The following is a 25,240-nucleotide window of genomic DNA, read 5'->3' on the forward strand; positions in this document are numbered from 1 at the left end:
GGGGCCGTGGGCCGACTGCGGGCCGGCCACGGGCTGAGCGCGGTCCGGGCCCGCGGCCGCCGCCACGGGTCGGCCGCGGGCCCGGAGGATCAGCCGGCGCGGCGGGTCTCCCAGACCGCCGGTTCACCGGGCGCGATATCGTCGCCGACGGTGAGCCGGAGCGCCGGGCTGCCGTCGGCGAGACGGGCCGCCGCGTCCACCACCACCTCGACCGCGCCGACGCCCGGCCTCCGGTGGGCGGCGGCCAGCGCCGACCGCAGGGCGGCGATCAGCCGCTCCCCGTCAGGGGCGCGGACCAGCGTGTCGACCGGCCCGCGGAACTGGACCGACGGCGGGAAGCCGAGCAGCGCCGCCGCGCCCGCCGTCTCGCGCAGCACCCGGCCGCGGAAACCGGTGGGCGCCTCCGCGGGCGGCTGCTGGAGCGCGAAGATCGTGGTGCGGACCTCCTGGATGGTGGAGTCCAGTTCGTCCACGGCCCGGCCGATCAGCTCGTCCGCCTCGCCGGGGCCCGCCCGCCGCCGGGTCGACTCCAGCATCATCTCGGTCGCGAACAGCCGCTGGACGACGAGATCGTGGAGATCGCGGGCGATCCGGTCGCGGTCCTCGAAGACGGCGAGCCGCTCACGGTTGTGCTGGGTGTCCGCCATCACCAGCGCCAGCGCGGCCTGTGAGGCGAACTGCGAGGCCAGCAGCTTTTCGAGGGAGCTGTACGGGCGGCCGTTACGGCTCCTGGGCAGTGCCAGGGTGCCGATCAGCCGGCCGCCGGACTGGAGGGGAAGCATCATCGACGGCCCGAAGCGGGTGCGGACGTGCGTGGTCATCCGCGGATCGGTCGCCGAATCCTCGACGAACACCGGCTCGCCGCCGAGGAGCTGGACGAGGACGGGGGAGCCGGGCGCGATCGTGGTGCCCACGATGTCGTCCGGTGCCGCCCCGGCCGTCGACGCGGCGACGATCTCCATACCGCCGTCGGCCGTCGGCTGGAGCACCACGCCCGCCGCGGCCCCGGCGAGGTTCCGGGCCTGCTCGGCGACGGTCATCAGGGCGTCCTCGGCGCTGCTGCCGGTGAGCAGGGCGTTGGTGACGGCCGCAGCCCCTTCGATCCACCGCTCCCGCTGGCGGGCCGTCTCGTACAGCCGGGCGTTGCCGATCGCGATACCGGCGCGGGAGGCCAGCACCCGCAGCAGCGCCAGATCCTCCGGGGTGAACGGGCCGCCGTGCTTCTCGGTGAGGTAGAGATTGCCGAAGACCTCCGTGTGGACACGGACCGGGACCCCGAGGAAGGACCGCATCGCCGGATGTCCCTCCGGTACGCCCGAGGAGCGCGGGTCCCGGGTGAGATCGTCGATCCGCAGGGGCCGGGGATCGCGGATGAGGAGCCCGACGATGCCCGCGTCCCCGGCGGGCAGCCGCCCGATCCGCTCCCGCTCCTCGTCGCTCATCCCGCAGGTGTAGAGGTCGGAGAGGGTGCCGCGGTCCGGGTCGATCACCCCGAGGGCGCCGTAGCGCGCCCCGGTGAGGGAGGCCGCCGAATCGACGATGTGCTGGAGGGTCGCGGGGAGTTCCAGATCGGTGCCGAGGCTGAGCAGCGCCTCCAGGAGGACGGGCATCGCCGGTACGTCGTCGGGCGATGCCTCGTCCGGGGCTTCGGGCGGCCGGGCCGCACCAGGGGCCGGATCGTCCGGCCGTACGGTGTCGGGCGGCGGGTTGTCCGGCCGGGCCGCACCGGGCCGCGGGCTGTCCGGCCTCACGGCGTCCGGCTGCCGGTCGCCCGGCCGCGACGCGGAGGGCGGAGCCGTACCGCCGACGTCGTCCGGTCCGTCGCTCACCGGCTCCCGTCCCCTTCCGACTGCCCTTCCGACTGCCTGGCCGACTGCCTTCCGGACTCCGCTTCCGCCGGCCCGGCCGCTACTCGGCGACCTCCGCCAGCGGATTGAGCACCAGCGGCTGGATCCGGCCGTCCATCATCGCGCCGAGGCCGAGGATCGCACACACGTCCGGCCGTTCGGCAATCTCCACCGGCATTCCCGTGGCGTCCCGCAGCATCTGGTCGAGTCCGGGCAGCAGCGCACTGCCGCCGACCATGGTGATCCCCCGGTCGGCGAGGTCGGCGACCAGATCCGGCGGGCAGTCCCGCAGCACCTTCCCGATACCGTCGAGTACGGACGTCAGCGGGGTGTGGATGGCGTTCCGTACGGCCGCGGTGTCCACGTGGACCGTACGGGCGAGTCCGGTGGCCACGTCCCGGCCGTGGATCTCCGTCACCTCCGGCCCCAGGGAGGTCAGCCCGTTGCCGCTGAGGGCGAGCTGGAGCGGGCGTACGGACTGGCTGGGCAGCATCAGTTCGTGCTGGGTCCGCAGATGCTGGATGACCGCCGCGTCGATCGCGTTTCCGCCCACCGGCAGCCGTTCGGCGGTCACGATCGACCCCAGGGACAGGACCGCGACCTGCGTGGTCGCCGCCCCGCACACCATGATCATGGTGGCGGTCGGCTGTTCGACGGGCAGTCCGCAGCCCACGGCCGCGGCGATCAGGGTGTCGACCAGTTCCACGCGGCGGGCGCCCAGACCCACCAGGGTCTCCACGGCGGCGCGCTGGGCCAGCGGATCGGCGTCGTGCGGGGTGCAGGCGGCGGCCCGCAGCCGGGGCTTGCGGCGGAGCCGGCGGCGGAGCTTCTCGCCGAGCAGATGCCGCAGCATGCGCTGCGCCATCTCCACGTCCACGACCGTCCCGCCGGACACCGGCCGGACCACCCGGATGTAGTGGGGGGTGCGGCCGGTCATCTGCTCGGCGAGCGCGCCCACGGCGATCAGGGAACCGGTCCTGGTGTTCACGGCGGCCACGCTCGGTTCGTCTACCACGAGACCGGCACCCTTGACGAAGACCCGGGTGCGGGCGGCTCCGAGGTCCACCCCGACATGGCAACGGCGCAACTGCTCCAGACTGACGCTCACGACGATCCTCCCGAGGCGGTATGTGCGGTGCGTGCGATACGCGGGGCTGGGTGGGGTGGGGTGCTGCGGTACGGGTCGCCCTCGTATCGTCCGTCCGTGGTGGGCCCGGCGCGCGCCGAGTGGTCCGCCCGGGTTACCACCGCCTCTGACGGGGCGTCATCCGGAACGGCTCACAGAAGGCGTTGGTACAGGCCCCAGGCGAATTCCGCGATCCGGCGCTCCCCGCCCGGCAGCGTCAAGCACAGCTGCCGGCGTGTCGGGGCGGATCCCTCCATCGGAGCTGCCGGGCCGAACGCCCGGGACGCCTCGTCCACCGTGCACGACCAGGGGGTGAGATCGTCGGCCGTACGGAGTACGGGGGAGGGCGCGCCCGGGGCCCGTACCAGCCACTCGTTCCAGAGCGTGCCGCCCCCGACGGTCGTGGTCACCTCGAACCGGAGATCCGGCCAGAGGGGGACCGGCCACCGGTGCTCCTCCCACTCCAGATCGGCCATGGAGCGGCGGGCGGACGTCTCGGGCGGGCCGAGGACCGAGCGGTAGCGGGCCAGTGCCCCGCGGGAGGAGCGCGAGCGGAGCATGGCTTGCCAGCGGCTGTTGGCCTCGCGCATCCGGGCCGCCGAAACGCCCAGTTCACGGCGGGCGTCCTCGACGAGGGCGGCTTGGTGGTCGGCCATCCGGCGGAGCAGGACGAGCTGGAAGTCGAGGGGGCCGAAGGACGATGACGGCGATGATGACGACGATGACGACGATGACGACGAGGGCGGCGGGGGCGGAGGGGGCGGCGGTGATGCGGATGGGGTCATGCGCGCCATCCTGGCCGACGTTCGCAGCGCCGGAACACGGATGTGACGGGTCCGGGATCCGGCTCCCGGTCTCCGCGCTGCACCCCCCACCCGGCGACCGAGAGACAGTGCACGGTCACGGACGTCAACCTTATGGGCCTGAATTCACCCGTGCGGGGAGAGTTCCCACAGGATCCTCACACGGTCCCTCACTTCTGGGCGGGGACGGCCCATAGCCTGCGGGCGCCATGGATTACTGCCACCAGTGCCGACGACATCTCAACGGAGCCCTCGCCTGCGCCGGGTGCGGGACCCCGGCCTGGCAGCTGCGCGGTCCCGGGCCCGGACCGGAAGCCCGGTCCGGCGAACGGCCCGTACCCCCCGAGCGCCCCGGCGGATCCCGGCCGGCCGGCGGAGCCGGGGCTTCCGGGGGCGAGGTCATCGAACTCGGCGAGATCTCCTGGGGTGCGCAGGGCTCCGGAGGTACGGATGCCCCGGCGCGGGCCGCCGCTGCGGGCGGCCGGTCCCGTCGCAGCCGTACCCGGACCGGCCGGGGGGCCGCCGTGGGCCCCCGGGCCGCCGGGCGCCGGGCTCGCCGCAGACGGGGACGGAACGTCCTGGCCGGGGTGGTCGGGCTGGTGCTGGCCGGGGGCGCGCTGAGCCTGGCCGAACGTGCCGTGGAGAGCGGCGGCGACGGTTCGTCGGCGACGGTGAAGGAAGAGGAGAGCGGCCGGGTCGAACCGCTGCCCCGGCCCGAAGGCACCCAGGACGACGCGGCCCCCGAGCCGCCGGGGAAACCCAGCGGACGGCCCGAAGAAGTGTCCGGATCGCGGGGCTCCGGCCGGCCCGCGGCAACGGCCTCGGGGCGGGCGACCGGGCCCGTCGCGAGCCGCCCGGCGGCCCCGGAGGAACCGCCGGGGACGGAGCCGGCCGAGCCGCGGCCGACCGGTGCCACACCGCCGGGGCCCTCCGCCGGTCCAGGACCCCGGCCCGGGGGCTCGGAGACACCGGAGCCCCCGCCGTCCCTGCCTCCGCAGCCGACCCCCACCCCGACACCCAGCCCCACCCCGACCGAGACGTGCAGCCCGTTCCTGTGGTGGTGTCTGTGAACCTGCCGCGCCCGTGACCGCAGCCCTCCGCCCCGGCGGCGGCGCCGACACCCGGACCGCCCGGGACCGGGCCGTACGGCCGGAACCGGACCCGTACGCACCCGGGCAGGGACCCGTACCCACCCGTACCGGGGGCGTCGGCGGGCCGTACCGTGCCGGGGCGCTAGACGGCAGTGCCCTCGCCGAGCAGCCGCTTCAGCAGATTCCCCAGCATCGTCCGCTCCAGCGGGCTCAGCCCGGCCAGTGGCTCCCGCGCGAAGGCCGCCCGGAGCGACTCGCACAGCCGCTCGGTCATCTCCGCCCCCTGGTCCGTCGCCGCCGCGAACTTGACCCGCCGGTCGTGCGGATCGGGGTGCCGCTCCACCAGTCCGCGCAGCTCCAGCCGGTCGATGATCCCGGTGATGTTCGACGGCTCGCACGCCATCCGGTCCGCCAATTGCCGCATCGGCAGCGGCTCCCGGGTCAGCAGGCCCAGCACCTTCGCCTGCGCGATCGTCAGCGACTGCTCGGCGGCCGCGTGCTCGAACGCCGTCACATAGCGCCAGACGACGTCCCCGATCAGGTCGATGACCTCGCCCGAGGCGCCGTTCTCGGCGGTAAGGACGTCAGGGGTGGCGGCGCGCTCAGTGGGCATGGCGATCAGCCTACTCCGATACTTGACAGTATGAAATATCCAGGGCAATAATTGCTTTAGAACGTGAAACTTTTCCCTCGTGAAGCATAGGCGCTTCTTGAGATCACAGGAGGTCAGCCGCATGTCCGCACTGCCCACGACCAGCCGTGAATGGCACCTCACCGCCCGACCGCACGGCTGGCCGACGGAGGATCTCGTCGCCCTGCGCGAAGTCCCCGTGGCCGAGCCCGCGGACGGGCACATCCTGGTGCGCAACACCCACTTCTCCGTCGACCCGTATATGCGGGGCCGGATGAGCGCCGCCAAGTCGTACGCCGCTCCGTATGAGCTGGACCGCCCCATGCACGGCGGTGCGGTGGGCGAGGTGATCGCCTCGCGCGCCGAGGGCTTCGCCGTGGGCGACACCGTGACGCACGGGCTGGGCTGGCGCGAGATCGCCGACGTCCCGGCGGTCGGAGCCCGGAAGATCGACACCTCGCTGGCCCCGGCCTCCGCCTATCTCGGCGTCCTCGGGATGACCGGCCTCACCGCCTATGCGGGGCTCTTCCGGGTGGCCGGCTTCAAGGAGGGGGACGCGGTCTTCGTCTCCGGCGCCGCCGGAGCGGTCGGCGGCCTCGTGGGCCAGATGGCCCGGCTCAAGGGCGCCTCCCGGGTGATCGGTTCCGCCGGATCCGACGCCAAGGTCGAGCGGCTCGTCCAGGGGTACGGCTTCGACGCCGCCTTCAACTACAAGAGCGGCCCGGTGGCGGCCCAGCTCGCCGAGGCCGCGCCCGACGGTATCGACGTCTACTTCGACAATGTCGGCGGCGACCATCTGGAGGCCGCCCTCGGCGCCTTCAACGACTACGGCCGCGCGGCCCTGTGCGGCGCCATCTCCGTCTACAACGCCACCGAGCTCACCCCCGGCCCGAACAACCTCACCCTGGCCGTCACCAAGCGTCTGCGTCTCCAGGGCTTCATCGTGACCGACCACTCCGACCTGCTGCCGGACTTCGTCCGGGACACCGCGGGCTGGCTGGCCACCGGGGAACTGGTCCATGACGAGACCGTCGTCGAAGGCATCGAGAACGGCTTCGACGCCTTCCTCGGCGTGCTCCGCGGCGACAACACCGGAAAGATGATCGTTTCACTGACCGGCTGACCCGGATAGGGTCGCGGGCACGAGCGTTGCGGTTGTGGGCGCGCACCGCGGCGCACCACAGAAGGAGTGAGCAGATGCCCATCCAGCAGTCCGATGTGGTCTACACGGCCGTCGCCACCGCGGAGAACGGCCGCGACGGCCGGGTCTCCACCGACGACGGCCAGCTCGACGTCGTGGTCAACCCGCCCAAGGAGCTGGGCGGTTCCGGCGCGGGCACCAACCCGGAGCAGCTCTTCGCCGCCGGGTACAGCGCCTGCTTCCAGGGCGCGCTGGGCGTGGTGGCCCGCCAGGAGGGTGTCGACATCAGCGGTGCGACGGTCACCGCGGAGGTCGGCATCGGCAAGAACGACGAGGGCTTCGGCATCATCGTCGGGATATCCGCCCACCTGCCGAACGTCGACGAGGCGCGCGCCCTCGAACTCATCGAGAAGGCCCACGAGGTCTGCCCGTACTCGAAGGCGACCCGCGGCAATATCACGGTGACGCTCAAGGCCGCGTAACACGCAGCGCGCAACGCATACCGCGTCACGCACAACCCGCAGGCCCGTAGGCCTGTGGCCCGTGCCCCGTCATCGGAGCACAGTCCCGTCGCTGCCGGTGCCGCCCGGAAGGGCAGCACCGGCAGCGGTGTGGAGACGGCGTTCTCCCGCTGCCGCGGGGGTCAGCGCGTCAGCAGCGCCCGTGCCACCACCGCGAAGGCGCCCTTCGGGTGGTCCCGGAACAGCGGCTCGGTGCCGATCAGCACCGCCGAGCCCTTACTGACCACCGACGGCTTCCCGGCCGCGTCCGCCGGACCGCCCGTGCCGTCGGCCAGGGCCCGCCAGTGGCCCGACACCAGCGGATTGCCCGTGCCGTAGGACTGGTCGGCGCGGACGCCGTCGCCCAGACCGGTGAACCACACCGGGGAGTAGACGAAGGAGTGCCCCGGCGCCCCGCCGGTCAGCGCACCGCCCGCATTGGAGACCTTGACGACACCGTTGGCGTCGCCGTTGCCCTCCACGGCCGTCGCGGTGATCAGCCCGGCGCCGTTGCCGAACGCGGCACCCGCCGCGCCCAGTCCGACGAAGCCCGCGCCGCTCGCGGCGAAGGCGTCCCGCGCCGCCGGGGTCAGCCCCGACCAGCTCAGCCCGGTCGAGACGACCAGGGCCTCCGCGCCGGTCCAGTCGAAGCCCGCGTTCAGCGTCGCGGTCGACACCGGTACCACGTCGAAGCCCATCTCCCGCAGCGCGAACTGCTCGCCGGAGGTGACCGCCGCGGCCACCCGGGTCCGCTTCAGCGGTGCCACCCCGCGCTCCCGTGTCGAGGTGAAGGCGACCCCGAAGCGGTCCGCCGCCACCGCCGCGGCCCTGCGGGCCGAAGCCGGCACGATCGCCGCACCGTCGTCCGTACGCCGTACCGCGACACCTTGGCCCAGCAGGGAGTTGAGCGCCGCCAGTTCCTTCGGGTCGTCGAGCCTCAGCTTCAGATCGCCCCACGGCGCGACGGATCCGCTCGGCGCCGCCGCGGCGACCGGACGGGCGGCCACGCGCAGATCACCGCGCTCGACCCGGTCCACGGAAGCACCCCAGAGCAGTCCGAGGCTCCAGCCGGAGATGTCGTACATCGTCGACACGTCCGCGCTGATGTCCCGGCCCGCCGCCAGCATCACATTGGCGATGCCGCGCTTGGGCTGCCGCATGTCGACCACGTACGAACCGGCCGGATAGACCTTCTGGCCCACCCGGAACGGCAGTACGGCCCGCTCCACCCGGACGTCGTTGGCGATCAGATGGTCCACCAGCCGGGCCGCCGCGACCCCGCTGCGCTGACCCGACCCCGCCGGAATGACGTATGCCCGCGGGAAGGTGGTCGTGTAGACGTCCTCGGGGCCGATCCCCGGCACACCCGGCACGGTCTCCTCCGAGACCGGCCGCTGGGCCTCGCCCGCGGCACCCCGCCGGAACGTTTCGATCTGGTCCGCCAGCACCTGCGCGCGGTTGGTCTGCGTGAAGTCGAGCGTGGCGCGCATCGCGGCGCCCGCGATCGCGGTGTTGATCGCGGAGCGGCGGCGCAGCTCCGCCACCGGCAGGGTGTCGTAGGAGCTGCCGTTGACCCGCAGCGGGAACTCGATGGTGTGCGAGGCCACCGCGCCCTGGAACGGCATGTACTGCGGGGTGAAGATGGGCGGCCAGTCGTCCCAGCCCTCGGCCGAGTCCCGGAACGGGATCTCGACCGGCCGGACGCCGTCCTTCTCCGCCGTGTAGCCCAGCCCGTTGACGGCCTTCTCCATGCCGAGGGCGTTGGCGTAGGCGTTCTTCAGGAACAGGTCGTACTCGTAGTTCTCGCCGTGCGGCGGGGTCGTCGGTTCGATCAGCGTGCCGTTGACGTACCCGTGCAGATCCAGCATGACCGCGGGCTGCTTGTCGATGGCGAGCTGCCGGATCGCCCGCGTCTCGGGCTGCGTGGCCGTGATGAAGTCGCGGTTGAGGTCGAAGCCGTTGGCGTTGGCCCGGGTCCCGGCGACCCGGCCGTCCGGGTTCGCGGTGACGTTCAGGTAGATGCGGTTCTTCGCCAGCAGGGAGAGGGTCTTGGCGTCCTTGGCCTTCGCCAGTTCCTCGATGAGCTTCAGGGCCGCGTCCGTGCCCTCCCACTCGTTCCCGTGGATGTTGTTGTTGATGAAGACGGGCGTCTTGTACGCCTTCTTGATGTCCTTGTCCCGGGCGGCGGAGGCCGGGGAGTTCTCTATTCGCTCCCGCATCCGCTCCTGCTCACGGACCTCGCGGGCGCTCTCGGGTGCCGTGACGGTGACCAGGTACAGCTCCCGCCCGGTCGCCGAGCGGCCCGCGATCTCCACACTGACCCGGTTGCCGAGCGCCTGCAGCTCGTTCAGCTTCGGGGCGATGGAGTGGTAGGGCACCAGTCCCAGCTTGACCGACTTGTCGGCCGGGTCCACGGGCGGCGCCGTCAGCGTCGTCCGCCGCGGATAGCCCTCGGTGCGGTGGAAGGACGGGGTGGGCAGGGAGAGCGCGTTACGGGCCGCGGCCAGCGGGGCCCGGGAGAGCGCGGAGTCGGTCGTGCCCTCGTCGCGCAGCGGATCGGGGCCGCCCGGCTGGCCCGGCAGACCGGGTGCGGCCGGTTTGCCGGGCAGAGCCGCCGCCGGTACGGGTGCGAGAAGCACGGCGACGGCGAGCGCCGTGGTGGTGACCAGAACAGGTCTGGGTATGCCCATGCGTGGTTCCTCCGGAATCGGGGGTCGACGCTGTGACGCAGGTACACGGATGTGCCGCATGCGCCAGAAGCAATCGGTACGCAGCGGTCTACCGGTTCAGCTCCGGAACAATCAAGAGGTATAAGCCACGTATTCGGTTTTCAGCCATGCTCGGACGCCGTGACCGGACGCAGACCGGACGCAGACCGGACGCCGTGACCGGGGCCGGACAACATCCGAACAGGAGCGCGACGGGGGCCGGATAGGCTCACCGCCATGAACGATCTCGGCAAGGGCTTCGGCTATCTGATGAAGGGCCAGCGCTGGGTCGGCGGCCGCGGCCGCCGGCTGGGCCTGGGGCTGCTCCCCGGACTGCTGACCCTGGTGCTCTACCTCGGCGCCCTCGTCGGCCTGGCCTTCGGCGCCGACGACTTCGTGGCCTGGACGACGCCCTTCGCCGACGGCTGGTCCTCGCCCTGGCTGGGCATCTTCCGCGGCACCCTGACCGCGCTGACCCTCGGACTCGGCCTCTTCCTCGCCGTGATCACCTTCACCGCCGTCACCCTCCTGGTCGGCCAGCCCTTCTACGAGTCGCTGTCCGAGGAGGTCGACCGCAGCGAGGGCGGCGAGGTCCCGCAGTCGGGGAACTCGTTCTGGCGCGATCTGTGGATCTCCGCCCGGGATTCGGTGCGGATCGTCCTGAGGGTCGCGGTGTACGGGATCGTCCTCTTCGCCCTCGGTTTCGTCCCGGTCCTCGGACAGACCGTCGTCCCGGTCCTCGGCTTCTGTGTCACGGGCTACTTCCTGGCCGAGGAGCTGACCGCGGTGGCCCTCCAGCGCCGCCGCATGCTCCTCAAGGACCGGCTGCGCCTGCTGCGCGGCCGCCGGATGCTGACGCTCGGCTTCGGCGTACCGCTGGCGCTCGCCTTCCTGGTGCCGTTCGTCGCGGTCTTCCTGATGCCCGGCGCCGTTGCGGGGGCGACCCTGATGGCCCGGGAACTGGCACCGGTCCCGCCCGCCCCCGATACCGATCACCCGGCCGACACCGACACCTACACCGACAACACAGCCGGGCCCGGAGCCGCGCTGGACAAGCCGGCGACGCCGCCCGGCGCCGGGTACGGCGGCCCGGTGTCGTACCAGCACCCGGACCGGGCCCCGCAGCAGCCCCCGCACTGACCGGGCGGGGCCGGCCCGCCGTCAGAGCGGCAGGTCCACCACCAGCACCCCGGGCGCCGAGCCCGCCGCCGCCAGCCGGGTGCCGTCCGGCCCCCAGACCGCGCTGTCGCCCCGGCAGTCGCCGCAGTCGTTCACCCCGAGGGCATTGGCCAGCACCACGTACAGGCCGTTCTCCCGGGCCCGTACCGGATACACCGTCTCGAACGAGTCGTTGCCCAGCTCCAGCACCGAACTCGCCAGACAAGCCGCCGCGCCCGACTCCCGGGCGCGGCGGGCCACCTCGGGGAACCGGTTGTCGTAGCAGGTCGCAAGGGCGAACCGGACGCCGTCGAGATCGAAACCGCCGTCCTGCCCGCCCGCCGCGAAGATCTCCCGCTCCACACCGTGCAGATGCACCTTGTCGTAGCGGGTCAGCAGCGCGCCGTCCGGACCGAAGACCAGGGTCGCGACCGCGGGCCGCCCGGACGGTGTCCGTACGGCCGCGTTGACCACGGCCGCCGTCCCGCCCGCCCGGCAGGCCTCGCGCACCGGACCCCACCGCTCGTCGTCCTCGCCGAGGACCGGATCCGGTTCCTCCGCCGGCCGCCGGGTGAAGTAGCCCGTCGTCGACAACTCGGGGAACACCACGAGCCGGGCGCCCTGCCCGGCCGCTTCACGGATCAGCTCCGCGATCGTACGGACATTGGCCACCGGCTCACCGGGTACCGGCGCGAACTGCGCCGCTGCGATCTTCATACCGCCATCATGGCTCAGCCGTCGGCTTCGGCCGCCACCCGGATGATCTCCCTGACCTGCGCGATGATGTCGAGCCGGTTCTGTACGAAGACCGGGTCGGTCAGCTCCGTGGTGTTGCCCGCGCCGAACGCCAGGACCGGGGTGTGGACATGGCCGCCGGGAATGTCCAGCCCCAGCCGGTCGCGGAGCAGGGTCGCCCGGTACGCGATCTCGTTCGACAGGTAGTTGCCGCCGCCGCCCGCCCGCGCGGTGGAGCCCGGGGTCGGGCCGCCCGGCCGGTCCACGGGCGCGGTACCGCCCGCCGGGATCTCGGTCACCGAGGTGTTGTCGTACACCGGGAAGCGGCCGGTGGGGGCGGCGACGACGGCCGCGGCGGGCAGCGTCGACGAGGTCCACTGCGGCTGCGTCGCCGGATCGGAGACCGGGACCGTCTCCAGCCGCGACACATTGTCGTTGTCGCCGAAGCCGCCGCGCCAGGCGCCGTTGGTGCGCTCGATGTCGAAGCGGCCGGGCCGCCCCTGGCTGACGGTGGTGAACAGGTCCGCCTTCGGCAACTGGGCCCGGAGGGTCCGCTCGACCGTACCGTCGGCGAAGTCCGCCCAGCGGACCGGGAAGACGGCGGCCTCCACCCGGGCCGGTCCTTCGGCGGTGCGGATCACCGTTCCGTCCAGGGCGAGCGCCGTCGCCCCCGACGGATTGCTGATCCGGATGTCCCGGTCGAGTGTGAACGGGTCGAAGCCGGTCATCAGGATCCGCTTGAACCCCTTGCCCTTGCCGTGGCCGTCCGGGAAGCGCAGCGAGTCCTGGCCGCGCGATGACCGCTCCAGCCGGTCCAGCAGTCCGGCGCGCTCCGTGCCGCCGAGGCCGAACGACGGCTGCCACAGCCGCAGTTCACGGACCATCGCAAGCCGCGCCCAGTACAGCGGGCGGTCGTCGTCCCGGCTGAGATCGCCGGCCAGCGGGCCGCGCCCCTGGGCCCGGTCGACGGCCCGCTGCCAGAGCGCCGCCCCGTGCCCCGTGGCCGCCTTCGCAGCCTGGTGGTACGAGCCCGCCCGCGCCAGGCTCCGGGCGAACGCCGGTGCCACCGTGCCGAAGCCGCCGCGCCGCAGCAGCTCCTGCGGTACGGCCCGGTCCAGCCGCGCCTCCTCGACCGTGGCCGGAGCCGGCGCGGCGGGGGAGGCGGAGCCCGGGGGCGCGGCCTGGGCGGGCGCGGCCAGGGCCAGGGAGAGCAGCGCCGCGGCGGCGGCTGCCGACACGGCGGGGACGCGTACGGGTATCGGGAAGAGCGGCGACGGCGACAAGGAGGTGATCCTTCCGTTGTACGGGTGGCGGAAGTATCACCCCCCGGCCCGGACTCTGGCTACGCGATCCGCCGCCACCGCATACCGGGTGCACCGGAACGGCCGGTGAGGACCGGTAAGGGCCGTTCGGGGGAAACGCCCGGCTACCCGGCGTCCGCCCGGTCCGCCGGGCTCACTTCGGTGCGGCGGCCCCCGTGATGTTCCGGTACGCGATCTCCGCCAGCCTGCTCTGCCCGTTCCGGCTCGGATGGAACCAGTCCCAGCGGCTGAGCTGGTCGCCCTCGAAGGCGTACGAGAACACCGCGCCCCCGTCGTAACGGCAGCGCAGATCCGTGGCGCAGACGTCCTTCAGCACCGTGTTGTAGGCGACCACCCGCTCCTGCACCCGGGCCCGGCGCGCCGTGGCCTCGGGGCCCAGATCCTCGGAGTCCTTCAGCATCGACGCGCAGATACCGAGCTTCCAGATCTGCCGGCCGACCGGATCCTCCCGCCCGGTTTCCCAGAGCCGTTTCAGATCGGGCACGCTCGACACGTACACCTGACTCCTGGGCGACACCGTCCGCAGCTGCTTCAGGGCACCGGTGAACGACGCGCGGAAATCCTCTACCGGGGTCATCAGATCGGCGGAGTCCGAACAGGCGTCGTTGGCGCCGACCAGCACCGTCACCAGTTCCGGTTTCCGGGCCGCTGCCTTGGTCATCTGGGCCGGGATATCCGCCATCTCGGCGCCGGTCTTCGCATAGTTCCAGGTCCGCTGGGAGACCGTGGCCGGATCGCCGATCAGCCGCAGTGCCAGGCTGCGGACCCGGGAGTCGGTGCCGGTGGACCAGGACGATTCGGGGCAGTCGGCGAGCACCGAGCAGGCGTTGAAGCTGCGGGTGATGGAGTCGCCCACCGCGGCGATGGTCCCGGGGCTGCGGTCCCAGACGAACTCCGGGGCCTTCTTGACGGCCGCGCCCTTGGTCCTGGTCCCGTCGTCCGAGTCCGACGAGCTGTCACAGCCCGTGAGGACGGCGGTCAGGACGAGGGCCGCGCTCACCCCCGCAGCGGCGGCGGCCCGCCCCCGGCGCCGGGCCGGACGCGCGTCCGGCGTTCCCGCGTCCGCTCCCGGATCCCCCGTTCCGGTTCCGTCCCCGCCGTCCGTCCCCCCGCTGGTTCCGTATCCGGTCGTCCGCGCCGCCGAGTGCCGGTCGTGCATCCCGGTGTCCCCTCCGTGTCGATGCCCCCGAGGTCCTGCCGAGTGAAAGCTTGGTGCGTACAGCCCGCCGGACCGACATTACGTCACCCCATGGGCACCCACTCACGGTAGCTTTTCCCCGTCGGTCCTGAGGCATCGTGCCCATCGGCTCCGGTAAATTACATCACGTCACATACTGTCCCTTTTGTGGAGATTCACTCCTGATGCTGTTTACTGAGAGCGCTGGGAAGGCGATCCTCGTCCCACACTGGAGGTCCCGGTGACGACACGCGGCGTTCTCTACGTCCACTCCGCTCCACGCGCGCTCTGTCCGCACGTCGAATGGGCGGTGGCGGGTGTGCTCGGCGTACGGGTGCAGCTCGACTGGATCCGGCAGCCCGCATCCCCGGGCACCTGGAGAGCGGAACTGTCCTGGCGCGGCGAGGTCGGCACGGCCTCCAAACTGGCCTCCGCGCTGCGCGGCTGGCATCTGCTGCGCTTCGAGGTCACGGCCGAACCGTGCGCCACCGCCGAGGGCGAGCGGTACAGCGCCACCCCCGACCTCGGCATCTTCCATGCCGTCACCGGTATCCACGGCGATATCCTCATCCCCGAGGACCGGCTGCGGGCCGCCATGGTCCGGGCCGCCCGGGGCGAGACCGTCCTGGAGGCGGAGCTGGCCAAACTGCTCGGCAAGCCGTGGGACGACGAACTGGAACCCTTCCGGTACGCGGGCGAGGGCGCCCCGGTCCGCTGGCTGCACCAGGTCGTCTGATCCCACCGCCGGGCCCTTGGTACGGCGAAGGGCCCGTACCACCCCCCGAAGGGGGCCGTACGAGCCCTGGACGGCCGGCCGTCGTCGGATCTCACACCGAGCGGAACGCCAGCACCACGTTGTGGCCGCCGAAGCCGAACGAGTTGTTGATCGCCGCGATCGTGGTCCGCGGCAGCGCCCGGGCCTCGCCGCGCACGATGTCCGCGTCGACCTCCGGGTCCAGCTCGTCGATGTTGATCGTCGGCGGGGCGGTGCGGTGGTACAGCGCCAGCACCGTCGCCACCGTCTCGACACCGCCCGCGCCACCCAGCAGATGACCCGTCATCGACTTGGTCGCCGAGACGGCGACATGGTCGAGGTCGTCACCGAGCACCTGGCGCAGCGCCTTCACCTCGGCGACGTCACCCAGCGGAGTGGAGGTGGCGTGCGCGTTGAGGTGCGCGATCTGCTCGGGCTTCAGATCCGTGGTCTCCAGCAGCCCGCGCATCGCCGCCGCGATACCCCGGCCGGTCGGCTCGGGCTGGGCGATGTGGTGGCTGTCGGCGGAGAGCCCCTGGCCGAGGACCTCGCAGTAGATCTTCTTCGCGCCGCGCCGGGCCGCGTGCTCCGCGGACTCCAGGATCACGACACCCGCGCCCTCGCCGAGCACAAAGCCGTCCCGGGCCGTGTCGTACGGCCGCGAGGCCTTCTCCGGCTCGTCGTTGTTCTTCGACATCGCCATCATATTGGCGAACGCGGCCACCGGCAGCGGGTGGATCGCCGCCTCCGTACCGCCCGCGATGACGATGTCCGCACGGCCCGTACGGATCATCTCCACCGCGTACCCGATCGCCTCCGCGCCGGACGCACACGCCGATACCGGGGTGTGCACCCCGGCCCGGGCGTTGACCTCCAGGCCGACATTGGCGGACGGGCTGTTCGGCATGAGCATGGGCACGGTGTGCGGGGAGACCCGGCGCGCGCCCTTCTCCTTCAGCACGTCGTACTGGTCGAGCAGGGTGGTGACCCCGCCGATACCGGACGCGATGACCGCGCCCAGCCGGTCCGGGTCGACCTCGGAGTCCTCACCGGCGGGGGTCTCGAAACCGGCGTCGGCCCAGGCCTCCCGCGCCGCGATCAGCGCGAACTGCGCCGAGCGGTCCAGCCTGCGGGCGACCGGCCGGGGCAGTACCTCGGACGGGTCGACCGCCGCCGGAGCGGCGATCCGGACCGACAGCTCGGCGAAGCCCTCATGGTCGAGAGCCTTGGCTCCGGAGCGCCCGCTGACCAGGCCCTCCCAGGTCGATGCGCTGTCGCCACCCAACGGTGTGGTTGCGCCGATACCGGTGACGACCACGGTGCGATTGGTCGAGTTCATCGGAATTCTTTCTCCACGTGTAGGGGGTGCTGAATCTTCTCGGCGCCACCGGGGGCGGCGACAAGCGCCCGAACCTGGGCGAGGATCAGCCCTGGTGGTCGAGGATGTACTGCGCGGCGTCGCCGACGGTCTTCAGGTTCTTGACATCCTCGTCGGGGATCTTGACGTCGAAGCGCTCCTCGGCGGCGACGACGACCTCGACCATGGAGAGCGAGTCCACGTCCAGGTCGTCGGTGAAGGACTTGTCGAGCTTGACGTCCTCGACGGGGATCCCGGCGATCTCGTTCACGATCTCGGCGAGGCCCTCGACGATCTCTTCCTGCGTGGCGGCCATGTGGCGCTCCTTCGATTGATTCTGTGTCAGAGGGAAGGCGTCCGGAGAATCCGTCCGCCGGTCCGGAAGTTCCGGTGACTAGGGGAGGGTAACGACCGTCGCTGCATAGACGAGACCCGCCCCGAAGCCGATGACGAGCGCCGTGTCGCCGCTCTTGGCCTGCCCGGTCGCCAGAAGCCGCTCCATCGCGAGCGGAATCGAGGCGGCCGAGGTGTTGCCGGTGGTCTCCACGTCCCGGGCGACCGTGACATGGTCCGGCAGCTTCAGCGTCTTCACCATCGAGTCGATGATCCGCATATTGGCCTGGTGCGGAATGAAGACGTCGAGATCGTCGGCGGTGATCCCGGCCGCGTCCAGCGCCTGCTGGGCGACCTTCGCCATCTCGAACACGGCCCAGCGGAAGACCGCCTGGCCCTCCTGCCGGATCGCGGGGAACCGCTCCACCGTGCCGTCGCGGTAGTCCGTCCACGGCACGGTCTGCTTGATGGTGTCGGACTTGTCGCCCTCCGAGCCCCAGACCGTCGGGCCGATCATCGGCTCCTGGGCGGGACCCACGACGACCGCGCCCGCGCCGTCACCGAACAGGAAGGCCGTGGCCCGGTCCTCCAGATCGGTCAGATCACTCAGCCGCTCCACCCCGATCACCAGGACGTACTCCGCGGAGCCATCGGTGATCATGCCCTTGGCAACGGTGAGGGCGTACCCGAAGCCGGCACAGCCGGCCGAGATGTCGAAGGCCGCGGGCTTGACGGTGCCGAGCCGGTCGGCGATCTCGGTGGCGACGGCCGGGGTCTGCTGGAAGTGCGACACCGTCGCGACGATGACTCCGCCGATCTGGTGCGGCTCCACGCCCGCGTCCGCCATCGCCTTCCCCGACGCCTCCAGGGACATCGCGGTCACGGTCTCCTCGTCGGAGGCCCAGTGGCGGGTCGCGATACCGGAACGGGACCGGATCCACTCGTCCGACGAGTCGATCGTCTCCAGGATCACTTCATTGGGCACGACCCGGGTGGGCCGGTAGCCGCCGACGCCCATGATCCGCGCATACGGAGCGCCCTTGCTGGGCTTGATCTTCGCCATGTGTACGGCTCTCCTTGTCCGGGACCGGGCCGCTTCAGGCCGCCGGGCCGGTGTGCTCGGCGATCAGTTCACGGGCCGCGTCGAGATCGGCCGGCGTCTTCAGGGCCAGGGGCTTGACCCCCGGCAGGGCACGCTTGGCGATCCCGGTCAGCGTGCCACCGGGGCAGAGTTCCACCAGCGCGGTGACCCCCATCTCCTGGAAGGTCTCCATACACCGGTCCCAGCGGACCGGATTGGCCACCTGCCCGACGAGCCGGGCGACGACCTCCTCACCGCCGGTGACGACGGCGCCGTCCCGGTTCGAGACATAGGCCGTCTTCGGGTCGGCGACGGTCAGCTCCGCCGCCTTCGCCTCCAGCACGGCCACCGCGGGTGCCATATGGGCCGTGTGGAAGGCGCCCGCCACCTTCAGCGGGACGACCCGGCGCACCCCCTCCGGCTTGTTCTCGGCCAGGGCGGCGAGCTGCTCCGCCGTACCCGCGGCCACGATCTGCCCGGCACCGTTCACATTGGCCGGCGTCAGTCCGAGTCCTTCCAGATGGCCGACCACCACGTCCTGCTCGCCGCCGAGCATGGCGGCCATACCGCTCTCCGTGACGGCGGCGGCCTCGGCCATCGCCAGACCACGGGCCCGGACGAACTGCAGCGCGGAGGTCTCGTCGAGCACCCCGGCGAGCACCGCGGCGGTGATCTCGCCGACGCTGTGGCCCGCGACCACGTCCGGACGGACCCCGTCGAGGGCATGCGCCGCCAGCAACCCGGCGGCCACCAGCAGCGGCTGGGCCACGGCGGTGTCCCGGATCTCGTCCGCGTCGGCCTTGGTGCCGTAGTGGACGAGGTCGAGGTCAATGGCCGCGGACCAGGCCAGCAGGCGGTCGGCGGCGCCGGGGAGTTCGAGCCAGGGGGTCAGAAAGCCGGGCGTCTGAGCGCCCTGGCCGGGAGCGACGAGTACGAGCACTCTCCCACTCTCTCTTGTATGCCGTCCCCGACGCCCGTGGGGACAGGGACGAAGAACCGCCAGGGGAATTGTTGGTGTCCCACAAAAGTCTAGGCTTGCTGATCTCCATCGGCCAAGCGTCCGAGAATGAGGGCGATTCGCAGAGTGAACGCCGAACGGACGTCGGAGGGTGACCATCCGGTGACATCGGTCACACGTCGCAGCCGGTAGCGCACGGTGTTGGGATGCACAAAGAGCATCCGGGCGGCGCCTTCCAGACTGCTGGCCTGCTCCAGATAGACACTGAGGGTCTCCAGCAGGGCGGAGCCGGCCTCCTCCAGCGGTCTGTAGATCTCCTCCACCAGTTGTTCCCGGGCCGCCGGATCCCCGGCGATCGCCCGCTCCGGCAGGAGATCGTCGGCCAGCACCGGACGCGGGGCGTCCTGCCAGGCGGAGCACGCCTTCAGGCCCGCGGCGGACGCCTGCGCCGAGCGGGTCGCGGCCAGCAGGTCCGGCACCACGGGGCCGGCCACCACGGGACCGGCCGCATACGGTCCGATCAGGGCTTTCGCCACGGCCAGCGGGCTGTCGCTACCACCCGCGATCACCACCAGACGGTCGCCCAGCACCCCCGTCAGCACCTGGAGCTTGGCATGCCGGGCGGCCCGCCTGATCGCCTCCACCGTCAGCTCGCTGTCCCCGTCCGGTGCGGTGCCCAGCACCACGCACACATGCTCCGGGGCGTTCCAGCCCAGGGCCGCCGCTCTCGACACCGCGCCCTCGTCGGCCTCGCCCGACAGGACCGCGTTCACCACCAGCGACTCCAGCCGGGCGTCCCAGGCGCCCCGGGCCTCCGCCGCCTGCGCGTACACCTGGGCCGTCGCGAACGCGATCTCCCGGGCGTACACCAGCAGTGCCTCGCGGAGCACCGCCTCGTCGCCGGGGGCCGCGACCTCGTCGATCGCGGTCTCCATCACTTCGATCGTGGTCCGCACCATCTCCACGGTCTGCCGCAGGGTGATCGCCCGGGTCAGCTCCCGGGGAGCGGTGCCGAACACGTCCGTCGAGATGGCCTGCGGGGTCTCGGGGTGCCGGAACCACTCGGTGAACGCCGCGATACCGGCCTGGGCGACCAGACCGATCCATGACCGGTTCTCCGGGGGCATCGCCCGGTACCACGGCAGGGTCTCGTCCATCCGCGCGATGGCGTTGGCCGCGAGCCGCCCGGAGGACTGCTCCAGTCGCTTCAGGGTCGCGGAGTGGGAGTGGGCGTCGTTCGATCCAGGTTCGGGCACGTGACAAGACTGCCTTATCCGCGGACCGGGACGGCCCGCCGGGGCGGATCCCGCGGGGCGTCGCGCAGGCTACCGTGGGGCACGTGATCGACGTACGCCGCGCCGCACAGCGCTATCCGGGCGGGGAGCCCGGCACCGGCATCGAGACGGCGCACGCCTTCTCCTTCGGACCGCACTACGATCCCGGGAACCTCCGCTTCGCCACGCTCATCGCCTGCAACGAGGAGCGGCTCGCCCCCGGCGCCGGGTTCACCGAGCATCCGCACAGCCATACGGAGATCGTCACCTGGGTCGCGCGGGGCGAGCTGACGCACGAGGACTCCGCCGGGCACACCACCGTGGTCCGCCCCGGTGACGTGCAGTGGCTGAGCGCGGGCGACGGCGTCCGCCACATCGAGCGCAACGCCGGTCCCGAACCGCTGGTCTTCGTCCAGATGTGGCTGCTGCCGCTGGAGCCGGGCGGGACACCCGCGTACGACGTGGTCCGCGGCCTCGCCGACGGGTCGCCGTACCCGCTGCCCCGCGCGGGCGCGGCACTCCATGTCCGCCGCCCGGGGCCGGGGGAGCGCGCCGGGGTCCCCGATGCATCGGCCGCGTACCTCCACATCGTCCACGGCACGGTCACCCTCGGGGACGACACCCTTCACCCGGGCGACTCGGCCCGTCTGACGGAGACCAGCGGCCTGACGCTGACGGCGGGCCCGGACGCCGCGGCGGAAATTCTGATCTGGGAGTTCCCGGGAATGCCGGGCTGAAGCCCGGGGTGCGGGAGGGGGGCCTGCCCCGAGCCCTGCGGGGGCCGTTTCCCGGTTGTGGCCCGGATAGGGCTTGTCGCGCAGTTCCTCCCCCCATGCCCAAGGGCATGGGAGGGATCCCCCACCTGCGCCTGGCGGCGTGGGGGGACCCCCAGGGCCCTTTTTTTGCTCGTATCGCCCCTGGACTGATTGCCCACCAGAAGGTTCCTCATTTCCGGCAGGGCGCGGGCAGGGTGTTTGGGGGCGCGAGCAACTACGGACGGCCGTCAGTCGGCCCTGCACAGTTCCCGGCCGGGGGCGGGCTCGCCGCCCGAGCGTCGCACACCGCCAAGCGTAGGGGTGGAACTGCGCGACCAGCCGGGGACTACGGGTTGTCGGCCCGCAGGAGTCCCTGGCCCGGGGGAGCCGTGCCGCCGGGCGCGGGGGCACATGGCAGTCCCCTCTGACGGTCGATGGCCGGCACCAGTGAAGCCGAAGGGTCGGCGCGCGTCCGCCGGCTCTTCCGGCCTGGAATCTCTGCAAGTTCGTGCAAGTTATGTGCGGCACAGGGCGAGTTAGGGGCAAGCTCTCATAGAGATCGTCAACTCCCGGCGACGGAGGACATCATGGCTCTGCGCATGCTCGGCAAGGATCCGGAGAGTAAGGACGGCGGCTCGCCCACCATCTACCTCGACGACGAGACGGACAACTACATCGTCCAGGGATGGAAGGTACTGGACGCGGGGAAGCGCGCCACGATGGGCATCCCCGACCACGAGGACGCAGTCGAGATCCCGAGGCGTGTGATCAAGTTCTTCCAAGAGATGACACCGGAGGTAGAGGAGAAGGATGGCGAAGATCCCGTCGTTTGAGGAGCTGTTGGCCTCTACCAAGAGGTCCGCCATCCACCTTGAGATGCGCGACGCCTACATGCTCTCGGACCCGAGTTACGTCGCGTGGAAGGCCGGGGATCGGGCCCTTCCCGAGGACAATGACCCCGAGCAGCGGCCCTGGTTGAAATGGGTAAGGTCTGCTACGGACCGGGGTGCCGTCCTCCGTCGAGCGCGCGTCTTCTCCGTACCCGAGTCGGACTACATCAAGTTTGAGTATCACGTGTCCGACGCCAACGTTGAGGCGGGCGAGCAGATCGGCTGGCTGTCCCGGCGTCTGGCCACGGACATCCCATTCCCTGGGAACGACTTCTGGGTCTTCGACAACGAGAAGGCTCTCATCCTGCACTTCGATGGGGATGGGGAGCTGGACGTTGCCGACTGCGAGATGACCACGGACCGGAAGGTCATCGACCTGTGCGTCAACGCCTTCGAGGCGGTGTGGGATCGGGCGACACCCCACGCGGAGTACCGGCCGAGCTGACTCGAACGGCCATGCCGGAGTTCAGCTCCCCTTCTTCCTCGGTGCAGGAGGCCCGGAGGGCGCTTGGGAAGCGTCTGAAGGAGATGAGAGTAGCCGCAGGCATCAAGACGGCACGGGACTTCGCGTCCCGTGCCGGGTGGCACGAGTCCAAGGCGTCCCGAATCGAGAACGCCAAGACGAACCCCTCTGATGGCGACCTGCGTGCGTACGCGGACCTCTGTGGCAAGCCGGAGGTCTTCCCGGACTTGCTGGCAGTGATCCATGGCATCGAGGAGATGTACATCCAGTGGTCCCGGATGCAGAGATCAGGCATGCGGCAGGTGCAGCAGGCCCACGTACCGCTGTACGAGAGGACCACTCACTTCCGCGTCTACGAGCCGGGCGTCATCCCCGGCATCTTGCAGACCAAGGAGTACGCCCGAGCAATCATGGGCGGCATCAGCACGTTCCGAGGGCTACCAGACGACCTCGAATCAGCCGTTGAGGTTCGCATGGGCCGGCAACGGGTCCTCCAGGACGCGGCACGAAGGTTCGGCATCCTCCTTGAGGAAGGAGCCCTTCGAGCCAGGTTTGGGACCTCCGAAGTCATGGCCGCGCAGCTTGGACATCTTCTGACAGTAGCGACCATGCAACACGTCAGCCTGGGCATCGTGCCCTTCTCGTCCGAGCGCGTGATGTGGCCCCTCGAAGGCTTCTGGATCTTCGACGAAGAGGTCGTGATCATCGAGCTGGCCACCGCGCAAGTGACCATCAAACAGCCCAGTGAGATCGACCTCTACGCCCGGATGTTCACTGAGCTGGCGTCGATGGCGCACTACGGACTGCAGGCCAGGAGCCTGATCGCGGAGGCGATCAACGCCCTGAGGTGAAAATCTGCAAGCGAGTGCAAGTTCTTGGACTTCGGCCTTCCGCTCTCTCTACCTTCAGCTCACTGGTTCTGGCAGCCGAGAGGTGATGGATATGCGAGGGCCGAGCGCCGTTGGTGCATCGGAAGTTGAACTGCTGGGAAGCGGCTTCTCCGGAGTCTTCTACCCGATCAAGAACATGGTGCGGGCGCAGCGCGAAAGCGGCCGGGCGCTCCACTTCGACCACCACGCGCTCTGCACCGCGACCGGGCGGACGTTTGAGTACCGTCCGATCGACACGAGCGGAATCATCCCGCATCGCATGCTCCCCAGCGCCTCCTAGACGCTCCTCCCTTGCTTGGAAGACGCACGGCCAAGGGAGGGGCAGTTCCCCCAGGCTGATCCCCGCGAAGTGGTCTGAACCAGTCTGGGGTGTGTGACGGAGCGGAGACCGCATCTCCGCACAGTCGATGCACCAGGAGAGTGAACTCCCTATGCGGAACCTGTACGAAGTGCCCATCGGAGACGCCACGTTCGAGCTGATCTGCGGCGGCAACCTGTCGGGCGAGCACGAGGCGTGCGCCGACGTCGCGGCCATCCCCGGCGTGGCTGACGGGTTCGTGATCCGTGACTCAAAGCCCGAGGGCGTGGGCCGAGAGCTGCGCTTCACCGGCGCCGAGCTGGACAAGCTCGCGATCGGCTGGGCCAAGAAGCGCGGGCTCCCCCTCGCCTCGTAGAACCTCACCTTCCCTCCCCATGCCGGGCCGTTCCCGTGGCGGCGCGGCCTTCTCCCTGAAAGGTCAAGATGAGCTGGAGCGGTCATTGGCACGGGTGCGGCCCCTGGATCGGCCCATCGAAGGTGTACGGCCAGGAGGGAGGACGCAGGCCTCCACATCCCAACGGCGCTCCTTCGGTTCTCGACCTTGAGAACAAGCAGCAGGTCGATCTCCTCAACCGCTACCGCGAAGCCGCCTCCGAGTTCCAGAACGGCGACGTGCCGCCGACCATGACCGGCTACTGGCTCATGAAGAAGCAGCTCGCTTCCGGCGAGCGAACCTGGTCGGACCTCGGTGCTGCACTGGCCTGGTTGACGAAGGTCTACGAGGCGAACCCTCCCTTTGAGCGGGCGGACGGCCTCAAGGCATACAGCAGCCTGGAAGAGAAGCTGGAGTACGCCGAAGACGTGCTTCCGCGAGGGGTCGACGTGAGCTGGGTGCACTACCTCGCTTCCGAGAACCTGGCCTCGTTCTCCGTGGTCTGCTGCCCCAACCGATTCCACCCGGACATCCCCTGTCCGTTCAACCCGACTGTGTGAGGAGGGAGCGCCGTGTCGCTGCGTCTCTTGCTCCCCGAACAAGGGGTAAATGACCTTCTCTCGACTTGGCCGGCTCAGCCGCAAGTGTACGTCCGAGAGGACCGTGTGCTTGAGACGTACGTGAGCGCACCACACCTCTTCGAGCACATGACCATGGGTTGCCTTCCTGCGGAGGAGATCGCGGCTGTACGCGTTCCGAATCCTTCGCTGAACTCGAAGGCGTTCACGCGAGAAGAGGGGAGAACCGACGCAGTCAAGCTCCAGAAGCTCTACAACGGTGGGTACACGATCAGAATCGGGAACCTTCAGAGGGTCCTACCTTCGGTGGCCAGGATCTCGCAGGGCATTCAGACGGAGACGGGCTACTCGAACTACGTGCACGCCTTCCTGACTCCGTCCGGGAATCAGGGGCTGAAGCACCACTGGGATCAGCAGATGGCTGTGATCGTGCAGCTCTCTGGGGCCAAGCGGTGGGATCTCTGGCGGCCTCCGGTAGAGGCCCCGATGCGGTCCTACAACGAGAGCTTCAGGGTCTGGCGTCCCGAGTTCATACCCACTTGGGAGGCCGAAGGGCCAGACCTGCGTATCGACCTTGAGGCGGGGCAGTCCCTTCTTCTCCCGCGTGGATGGGTGCACAACGCATATGTGCCGGAAGGCTTTGAGGCGAGCGTGCACCTGACCTTTGCGATCAGGGAACGTACACCTCTGTGGCTCATGGAGAAGCTCACTGCGGGCTTGATCGAGGACCCCGAGTTCCGGCGGATTGTGCTGCCGGGGCAGCTTGGCACTGCGGCCCTGGCGGAGCAGCTTCGGGGTGCGCGAGACGCCCTCATAACGTACCTGGAATCGCTCGACACGGATGCGCTCATGGCGGCCGTGCAGGCGGCCTCCAGAACCGAGCTGGAGTACACGACCTGAGAGGGGAGGCGCGGGATGACGTTCAACCCGAGCTGTGCCGCGTGTCTCGCTCAGGCCCACGGGGAAGGGCACCCAC

The 25,240-nt window shown here is 70.8% G+C and carries 26 protein-coding genes; 13 read left to right on the plus strand and 13 right to left on the minus strand.

Annotated features, from left to right (window positions below):
• Window positions 1-89: 89 nt before the first annotated feature.
• The 3 genes from ACIQ9E_RS20845 to ACIQ9E_RS20855 form a co-directional block, all read right to left on the minus strand.
• Window positions 90-1,610, minus strand: a complete 1,521-nt coding sequence (locus ACIQ9E_RS20845) for a GAF domain-containing protein (protein ID WP_403709389.1) — start codon at window positions 1,608-1,610, stop codon at window positions 90-92.
• Window positions 1,611-1,908: 298 nt separating this feature from the next.
• On the minus strand, window positions 1,909-2,955 hold the full coding sequence (locus tag ACIQ9E_RS20850) for a rod shape-determining protein (RefSeq protein WP_403709081.1): 1,047 nt from the start codon (window positions 2,953-2,955) through the stop codon (window positions 1,909-1,911).
• A 170-nt stretch (window positions 2,956-3,125) separates the two neighbouring features.
• On the minus strand, window positions 3,126-3,758 hold the full coding sequence (locus tag ACIQ9E_RS20855) for a hypothetical protein (RefSeq protein ID WP_403709083.1): 633 nt from the start codon (window positions 3,756-3,758) through the stop codon (window positions 3,126-3,128).
• Window positions 3,759-3,985: 227 nt separating this feature from the next.
• Between ACIQ9E_RS20855 and ACIQ9E_RS20860 the strand changes: the two genes are divergently transcribed.
• On the plus strand, window positions 3,986-4,846 hold the full coding sequence (locus ACIQ9E_RS20860; RefSeq protein WP_403709085.1) for a hypothetical protein: 861 nt from the start codon (window positions 3,986-3,988) through the stop codon (window positions 4,844-4,846).
• 163 nt (window positions 4,847-5,009) lie between these two features.
• Here ACIQ9E_RS20860 and ACIQ9E_RS20865 read toward each other — a convergent pair whose 3' ends face one another.
• The gene (locus ACIQ9E_RS20865) at window positions 5,010-5,480 is read right to left on the minus strand and encodes a MarR family winged helix-turn-helix transcriptional regulator (RefSeq protein WP_403709087.1); all 471 of its coding nucleotides are present in this window, start codon (window positions 5,478-5,480) and stop codon (window positions 5,010-5,012) included.
• Window positions 5,481-5,601: 121 nt separating this feature from the next.
• Here ACIQ9E_RS20865 and ACIQ9E_RS20870 point away from each other — a divergent pair, with 121 nt between their 5' ends.
• A complete protein-coding gene (locus ACIQ9E_RS20870; RefSeq protein ID WP_403709089.1) occupies window positions 5,602-6,621 on the plus strand; it encodes an NADP-dependent oxidoreductase in 1,020 nt (339 codons plus the stop codon).
• Window positions 6,622-6,695: 74 nt separating this feature from the next.
• Complete coding sequence (locus ACIQ9E_RS20875) at window positions 6,696-7,121, plus strand: organic hydroperoxide resistance protein (protein ID WP_403709091.1); 426 nt, start codon at window positions 6,696-6,698, stop codon at window positions 7,119-7,121.
• Window positions 7,122-7,282: 161 nt separating this feature from the next.
• On the opposite strand, the gene ACIQ9E_RS20880 is transcribed toward ACIQ9E_RS20875, so the two are convergent.
• Window positions 7,283-9,829 carry a M14 family zinc carboxypeptidase gene (locus ACIQ9E_RS20880; protein WP_403709093.1) on the minus strand — a complete coding sequence of 849 codons (2,547 nt, stop codon included), beginning with the start codon at window positions 9,827-9,829 and terminating at the stop codon, window positions 7,283-7,285.
• 255 nt (window positions 9,830-10,084) lie between these two features.
• Between ACIQ9E_RS20880 and ACIQ9E_RS20885 the strand changes: the two genes are divergently transcribed.
• Complete coding sequence (locus tag ACIQ9E_RS20885; protein ID WP_403709095.1) at window positions 10,085-10,987, plus strand: EI24 domain-containing protein; 903 nt, start codon at window positions 10,085-10,087, stop codon at window positions 10,985-10,987.
• A 21-nt stretch (window positions 10,988-11,008) separates the two neighbouring features.
• Here ACIQ9E_RS20885 and ACIQ9E_RS20890 read toward each other — a convergent pair whose 3' ends face one another.
• The 3 genes from ACIQ9E_RS20890 to ACIQ9E_RS20900 all read right to left on the minus strand — a co-directional run bounded on the left by ACIQ9E_RS20890 (window position 11,009) and on the right by ACIQ9E_RS20900 (window position 14,221).
• A complete protein-coding gene (locus ACIQ9E_RS20890) occupies window positions 11,009-11,722 on the minus strand; it encodes a carbon-nitrogen hydrolase family protein (protein WP_403709097.1) in 714 nt (237 codons plus the stop codon).
• Window positions 11,723-11,736: 14 nt separating this feature from the next.
• Window positions 11,737-12,999 carry a pyroglutamyl peptidase gene (locus ACIQ9E_RS20895; protein WP_403709391.1) on the minus strand — a complete coding sequence of 421 codons (1,263 nt, stop codon included), beginning with the start codon at window positions 12,997-12,999 and terminating at the stop codon, window positions 11,737-11,739.
• 196 nt (window positions 13,000-13,195) lie between these two features.
• Window positions 13,196-14,221, minus strand: coding sequence for an SGNH/GDSL hydrolase family protein (locus ACIQ9E_RS20900; protein ID WP_403709099.1), 1,026 nt, complete (start codon window positions 14,219-14,221; stop codon window positions 13,196-13,198).
• 259 nt (window positions 14,222-14,480) lie between these two features.
• Between ACIQ9E_RS20900 and ACIQ9E_RS20905 the strand changes: the two genes are divergently transcribed.
• Window positions 14,481-14,975 (plus strand): DUF3145 domain-containing protein, encoded by a 495-nt coding sequence (locus ACIQ9E_RS20905; RefSeq protein ID WP_403709101.1) that lies wholly within the window; start codon window positions 14,481-14,483, stop codon window positions 14,973-14,975.
• A 91-nt stretch (window positions 14,976-15,066) separates the two neighbouring features.
• On the opposite strand, the gene fabF is transcribed toward ACIQ9E_RS20905, so the two are convergent.
• From fabF to ACIQ9E_RS20930, 5 genes are all read right to left on the minus strand, one after another.
• A complete protein-coding gene (fabF, locus tag ACIQ9E_RS20910; RefSeq protein WP_389890211.1) occupies window positions 15,067-16,332 on the minus strand; it encodes a beta-ketoacyl-ACP synthase II in 1,266 nt (421 codons plus the stop codon).
• Between the two features lie 85 nt (window positions 16,333-16,417).
• A complete protein-coding gene (locus ACIQ9E_RS20915; protein WP_366262872.1) occupies window positions 16,418-16,666 on the minus strand; it encodes an acyl carrier protein in 249 nt (82 codons plus the stop codon).
• A gap of 78 nt (window positions 16,667-16,744) precedes the next feature.
• Window positions 16,745-17,746, minus strand: a complete 1,002-nt coding sequence (locus tag ACIQ9E_RS20920) for a ketoacyl-ACP synthase III (RefSeq protein ID WP_403709104.1) — start codon at window positions 17,744-17,746, stop codon at window positions 16,745-16,747.
• Between the two features lie 34 nt (window positions 17,747-17,780).
• The gene (locus ACIQ9E_RS20925; protein WP_403709106.1) at window positions 17,781-18,704 is read right to left on the minus strand and encodes an ACP S-malonyltransferase; all 924 of its coding nucleotides are present in this window, start codon (window positions 18,702-18,704) and stop codon (window positions 17,781-17,783) included.
• Window positions 18,705-18,793: 89 nt separating this feature from the next.
• Complete coding sequence (locus ACIQ9E_RS20930; RefSeq protein WP_006349464.1) at window positions 18,794-19,978, minus strand: CdaR family transcriptional regulator; 1,185 nt, start codon at window positions 19,976-19,978, stop codon at window positions 18,794-18,796.
• 83 nt (window positions 19,979-20,061) lie between these two features.
• On the opposite strand from ACIQ9E_RS20930, the gene ACIQ9E_RS20935 reads away from it, so the two are divergent.
• The 8 genes from ACIQ9E_RS20935 (at window position 20,062) to ACIQ9E_RS20970 (ending at window position 25,164) form a co-directional block, all read left to right on the plus strand.
• Window positions 20,062-20,733, plus strand: a complete 672-nt coding sequence (locus ACIQ9E_RS20935) for a pirin family protein (protein WP_403709108.1) — start codon at window positions 20,062-20,064, stop codon at window positions 20,731-20,733.
• A 605-nt stretch (window positions 20,734-21,338) separates the two neighbouring features.
• A complete protein-coding gene (locus ACIQ9E_RS20940; RefSeq protein WP_389890201.1) occupies window positions 21,339-21,584 on the plus strand; it encodes a hypothetical protein in 246 nt (81 codons plus the stop codon).
• Window positions 21,562-22,086 carry a DUF6879 family protein gene (locus ACIQ9E_RS20945; RefSeq protein WP_389890198.1) on the plus strand — a complete coding sequence of 175 codons (525 nt, stop codon included), beginning with the start codon at window positions 21,562-21,564 and terminating at the stop codon, window positions 22,084-22,086. Before ACIQ9E_RS20940 ends, ACIQ9E_RS20945 begins: the two co-directional genes overlap by 23 nt.
• Window positions 22,087-22,097: 11 nt before the next feature.
• A complete protein-coding gene (locus ACIQ9E_RS20950; RefSeq protein WP_389890195.1) occupies window positions 22,098-22,955 on the plus strand; it encodes a helix-turn-helix domain-containing protein in 858 nt (285 codons plus the stop codon).
• Between the two features lie 91 nt (window positions 22,956-23,046).
• Entirely contained in the window at window positions 23,047-23,274 is a 228-nt protein-coding gene (locus ACIQ9E_RS20955; protein WP_403709111.1) for a hypothetical protein, read from the plus strand.
• A 127-nt stretch (window positions 23,275-23,401) separates the two neighbouring features.
• A complete protein-coding gene (locus ACIQ9E_RS20960) occupies window positions 23,402-23,668 on the plus strand; it encodes a DUF397 domain-containing protein (protein ID WP_403709113.1) in 267 nt (88 codons plus the stop codon).
• Between the two features lie 68 nt (window positions 23,669-23,736).
• Window positions 23,737-24,246 (plus strand): hypothetical protein, encoded by a 510-nt coding sequence (locus ACIQ9E_RS20965; protein WP_403709115.1) that lies wholly within the window; start codon window positions 23,737-23,739, stop codon window positions 24,244-24,246.
• A 105-nt stretch (window positions 24,247-24,351) separates the two neighbouring features.
• A complete protein-coding gene (locus ACIQ9E_RS20970; RefSeq protein ID WP_403709117.1) occupies window positions 24,352-25,164 on the plus strand; it encodes a JmjC domain-containing protein in 813 nt (270 codons plus the stop codon).
• The last annotated feature ends 76 nt before the right edge of the window (window positions 25,165-25,240 follow it).

Source organism: Streptomyces sp. NPDC094448 (genome assembly GCF_044763775.1).
Taxonomy (GTDB): Bacteria; Actinomycetota; Actinomycetes; order Streptomycetales; family Streptomycetaceae; genus Streptomyces.

Excerpts from the sequence above, each read along its gene's own strand:
- ACIQ9E_RS20845 (WP_403709389.1), bottom strand. The coding sequence starts at position 1,610 with ATGCCCGTCCTCCTGGAGGCGCTGCTCAGCCTCGGCACCGATCTGGAA.
- ACIQ9E_RS20855 (WP_403709083.1), bottom strand. The coding sequence starts at position 3,758 with ATGACCCCATCCGCATCACCGCCGCCCCCTCCGCCCCCGCCGCCCTCG.
- ACIQ9E_RS20860 (WP_403709085.1), top strand. The coding sequence starts at position 3,986 with ATGGATTACTGCCACCAGTGCCGACGACATCTCAACGGAGCCCTCGCC.
- ACIQ9E_RS20865 (WP_403709087.1), bottom strand. The coding sequence starts at position 5,480 with ATGCCCACTGAGCGCGCCGCCACCCCTGACGTCCTTACCGCCGAGAAC.
- ACIQ9E_RS20870 (WP_403709089.1), top strand. The coding sequence starts at position 5,602 with ATGTCCGCACTGCCCACGACCAGCCGTGAATGGCACCTCACCGCCCGA.
- ACIQ9E_RS20875 (WP_403709091.1), top strand. The coding sequence starts at position 6,696 with ATGCCCATCCAGCAGTCCGATGTGGTCTACACGGCCGTCGCCACCGCG.
- ACIQ9E_RS20880 (WP_403709093.1), bottom strand. The coding sequence starts at position 9,829 with ATGGGCATACCCAGACCTGTTCTGGTCACCACCACGGCGCTCGCCGTC.
- ACIQ9E_RS20885 (WP_403709095.1), top strand. The coding sequence starts at position 10,085 with ATGAACGATCTCGGCAAGGGCTTCGGCTATCTGATGAAGGGCCAGCGC.
- ACIQ9E_RS20890 (WP_403709097.1), bottom strand. The coding sequence starts at position 11,722 with ATGAAGATCGCAGCGGCGCAGTTCGCGCCGGTACCCGGTGAGCCGGTG.
- ACIQ9E_RS20900 (WP_403709099.1), bottom strand. The coding sequence starts at position 14,221 with ATGCACGACCGGCACTCGGCGGCGCGGACGACCGGATACGGAACCAGC.
- fabF (WP_389890211.1), bottom strand. The coding sequence starts at position 16,332 with ATGAACTCGACCAATCGCACCGTGGTCGTCACCGGTATCGGCGCAACC.
- ACIQ9E_RS20915 (WP_366262872.1), bottom strand. The coding sequence starts at position 16,666 with ATGGCCGCCACGCAGGAAGAGATCGTCGAGGGCCTCGCCGAGATCGTG.
- ACIQ9E_RS20920 (WP_403709104.1), bottom strand. The coding sequence starts at position 17,746 with ATGGCGAAGATCAAGCCCAGCAAGGGCGCTCCGTATGCGCGGATCATG.
- ACIQ9E_RS20940 (WP_389890201.1), top strand. The coding sequence starts at position 21,339 with ATGGCTCTGCGCATGCTCGGCAAGGATCCGGAGAGTAAGGACGGCGGC.
- ACIQ9E_RS20945 (WP_389890198.1), top strand. The coding sequence starts at position 21,562 with ATGGCGAAGATCCCGTCGTTTGAGGAGCTGTTGGCCTCTACCAAGAGG.
- ACIQ9E_RS20950 (WP_389890195.1), top strand. The coding sequence starts at position 22,098 with ATGCCGGAGTTCAGCTCCCCTTCTTCCTCGGTGCAGGAGGCCCGGAGG.
- ACIQ9E_RS20955 (WP_403709111.1), top strand. The coding sequence starts at position 23,047 with ATGCGAGGGCCGAGCGCCGTTGGTGCATCGGAAGTTGAACTGCTGGGA.
- ACIQ9E_RS20960 (WP_403709113.1), top strand. The coding sequence starts at position 23,402 with ATGCACCAGGAGAGTGAACTCCCTATGCGGAACCTGTACGAAGTGCCC.
- ACIQ9E_RS20965 (WP_403709115.1), top strand. The coding sequence starts at position 23,737 with ATGAGCTGGAGCGGTCATTGGCACGGGTGCGGCCCCTGGATCGGCCCA.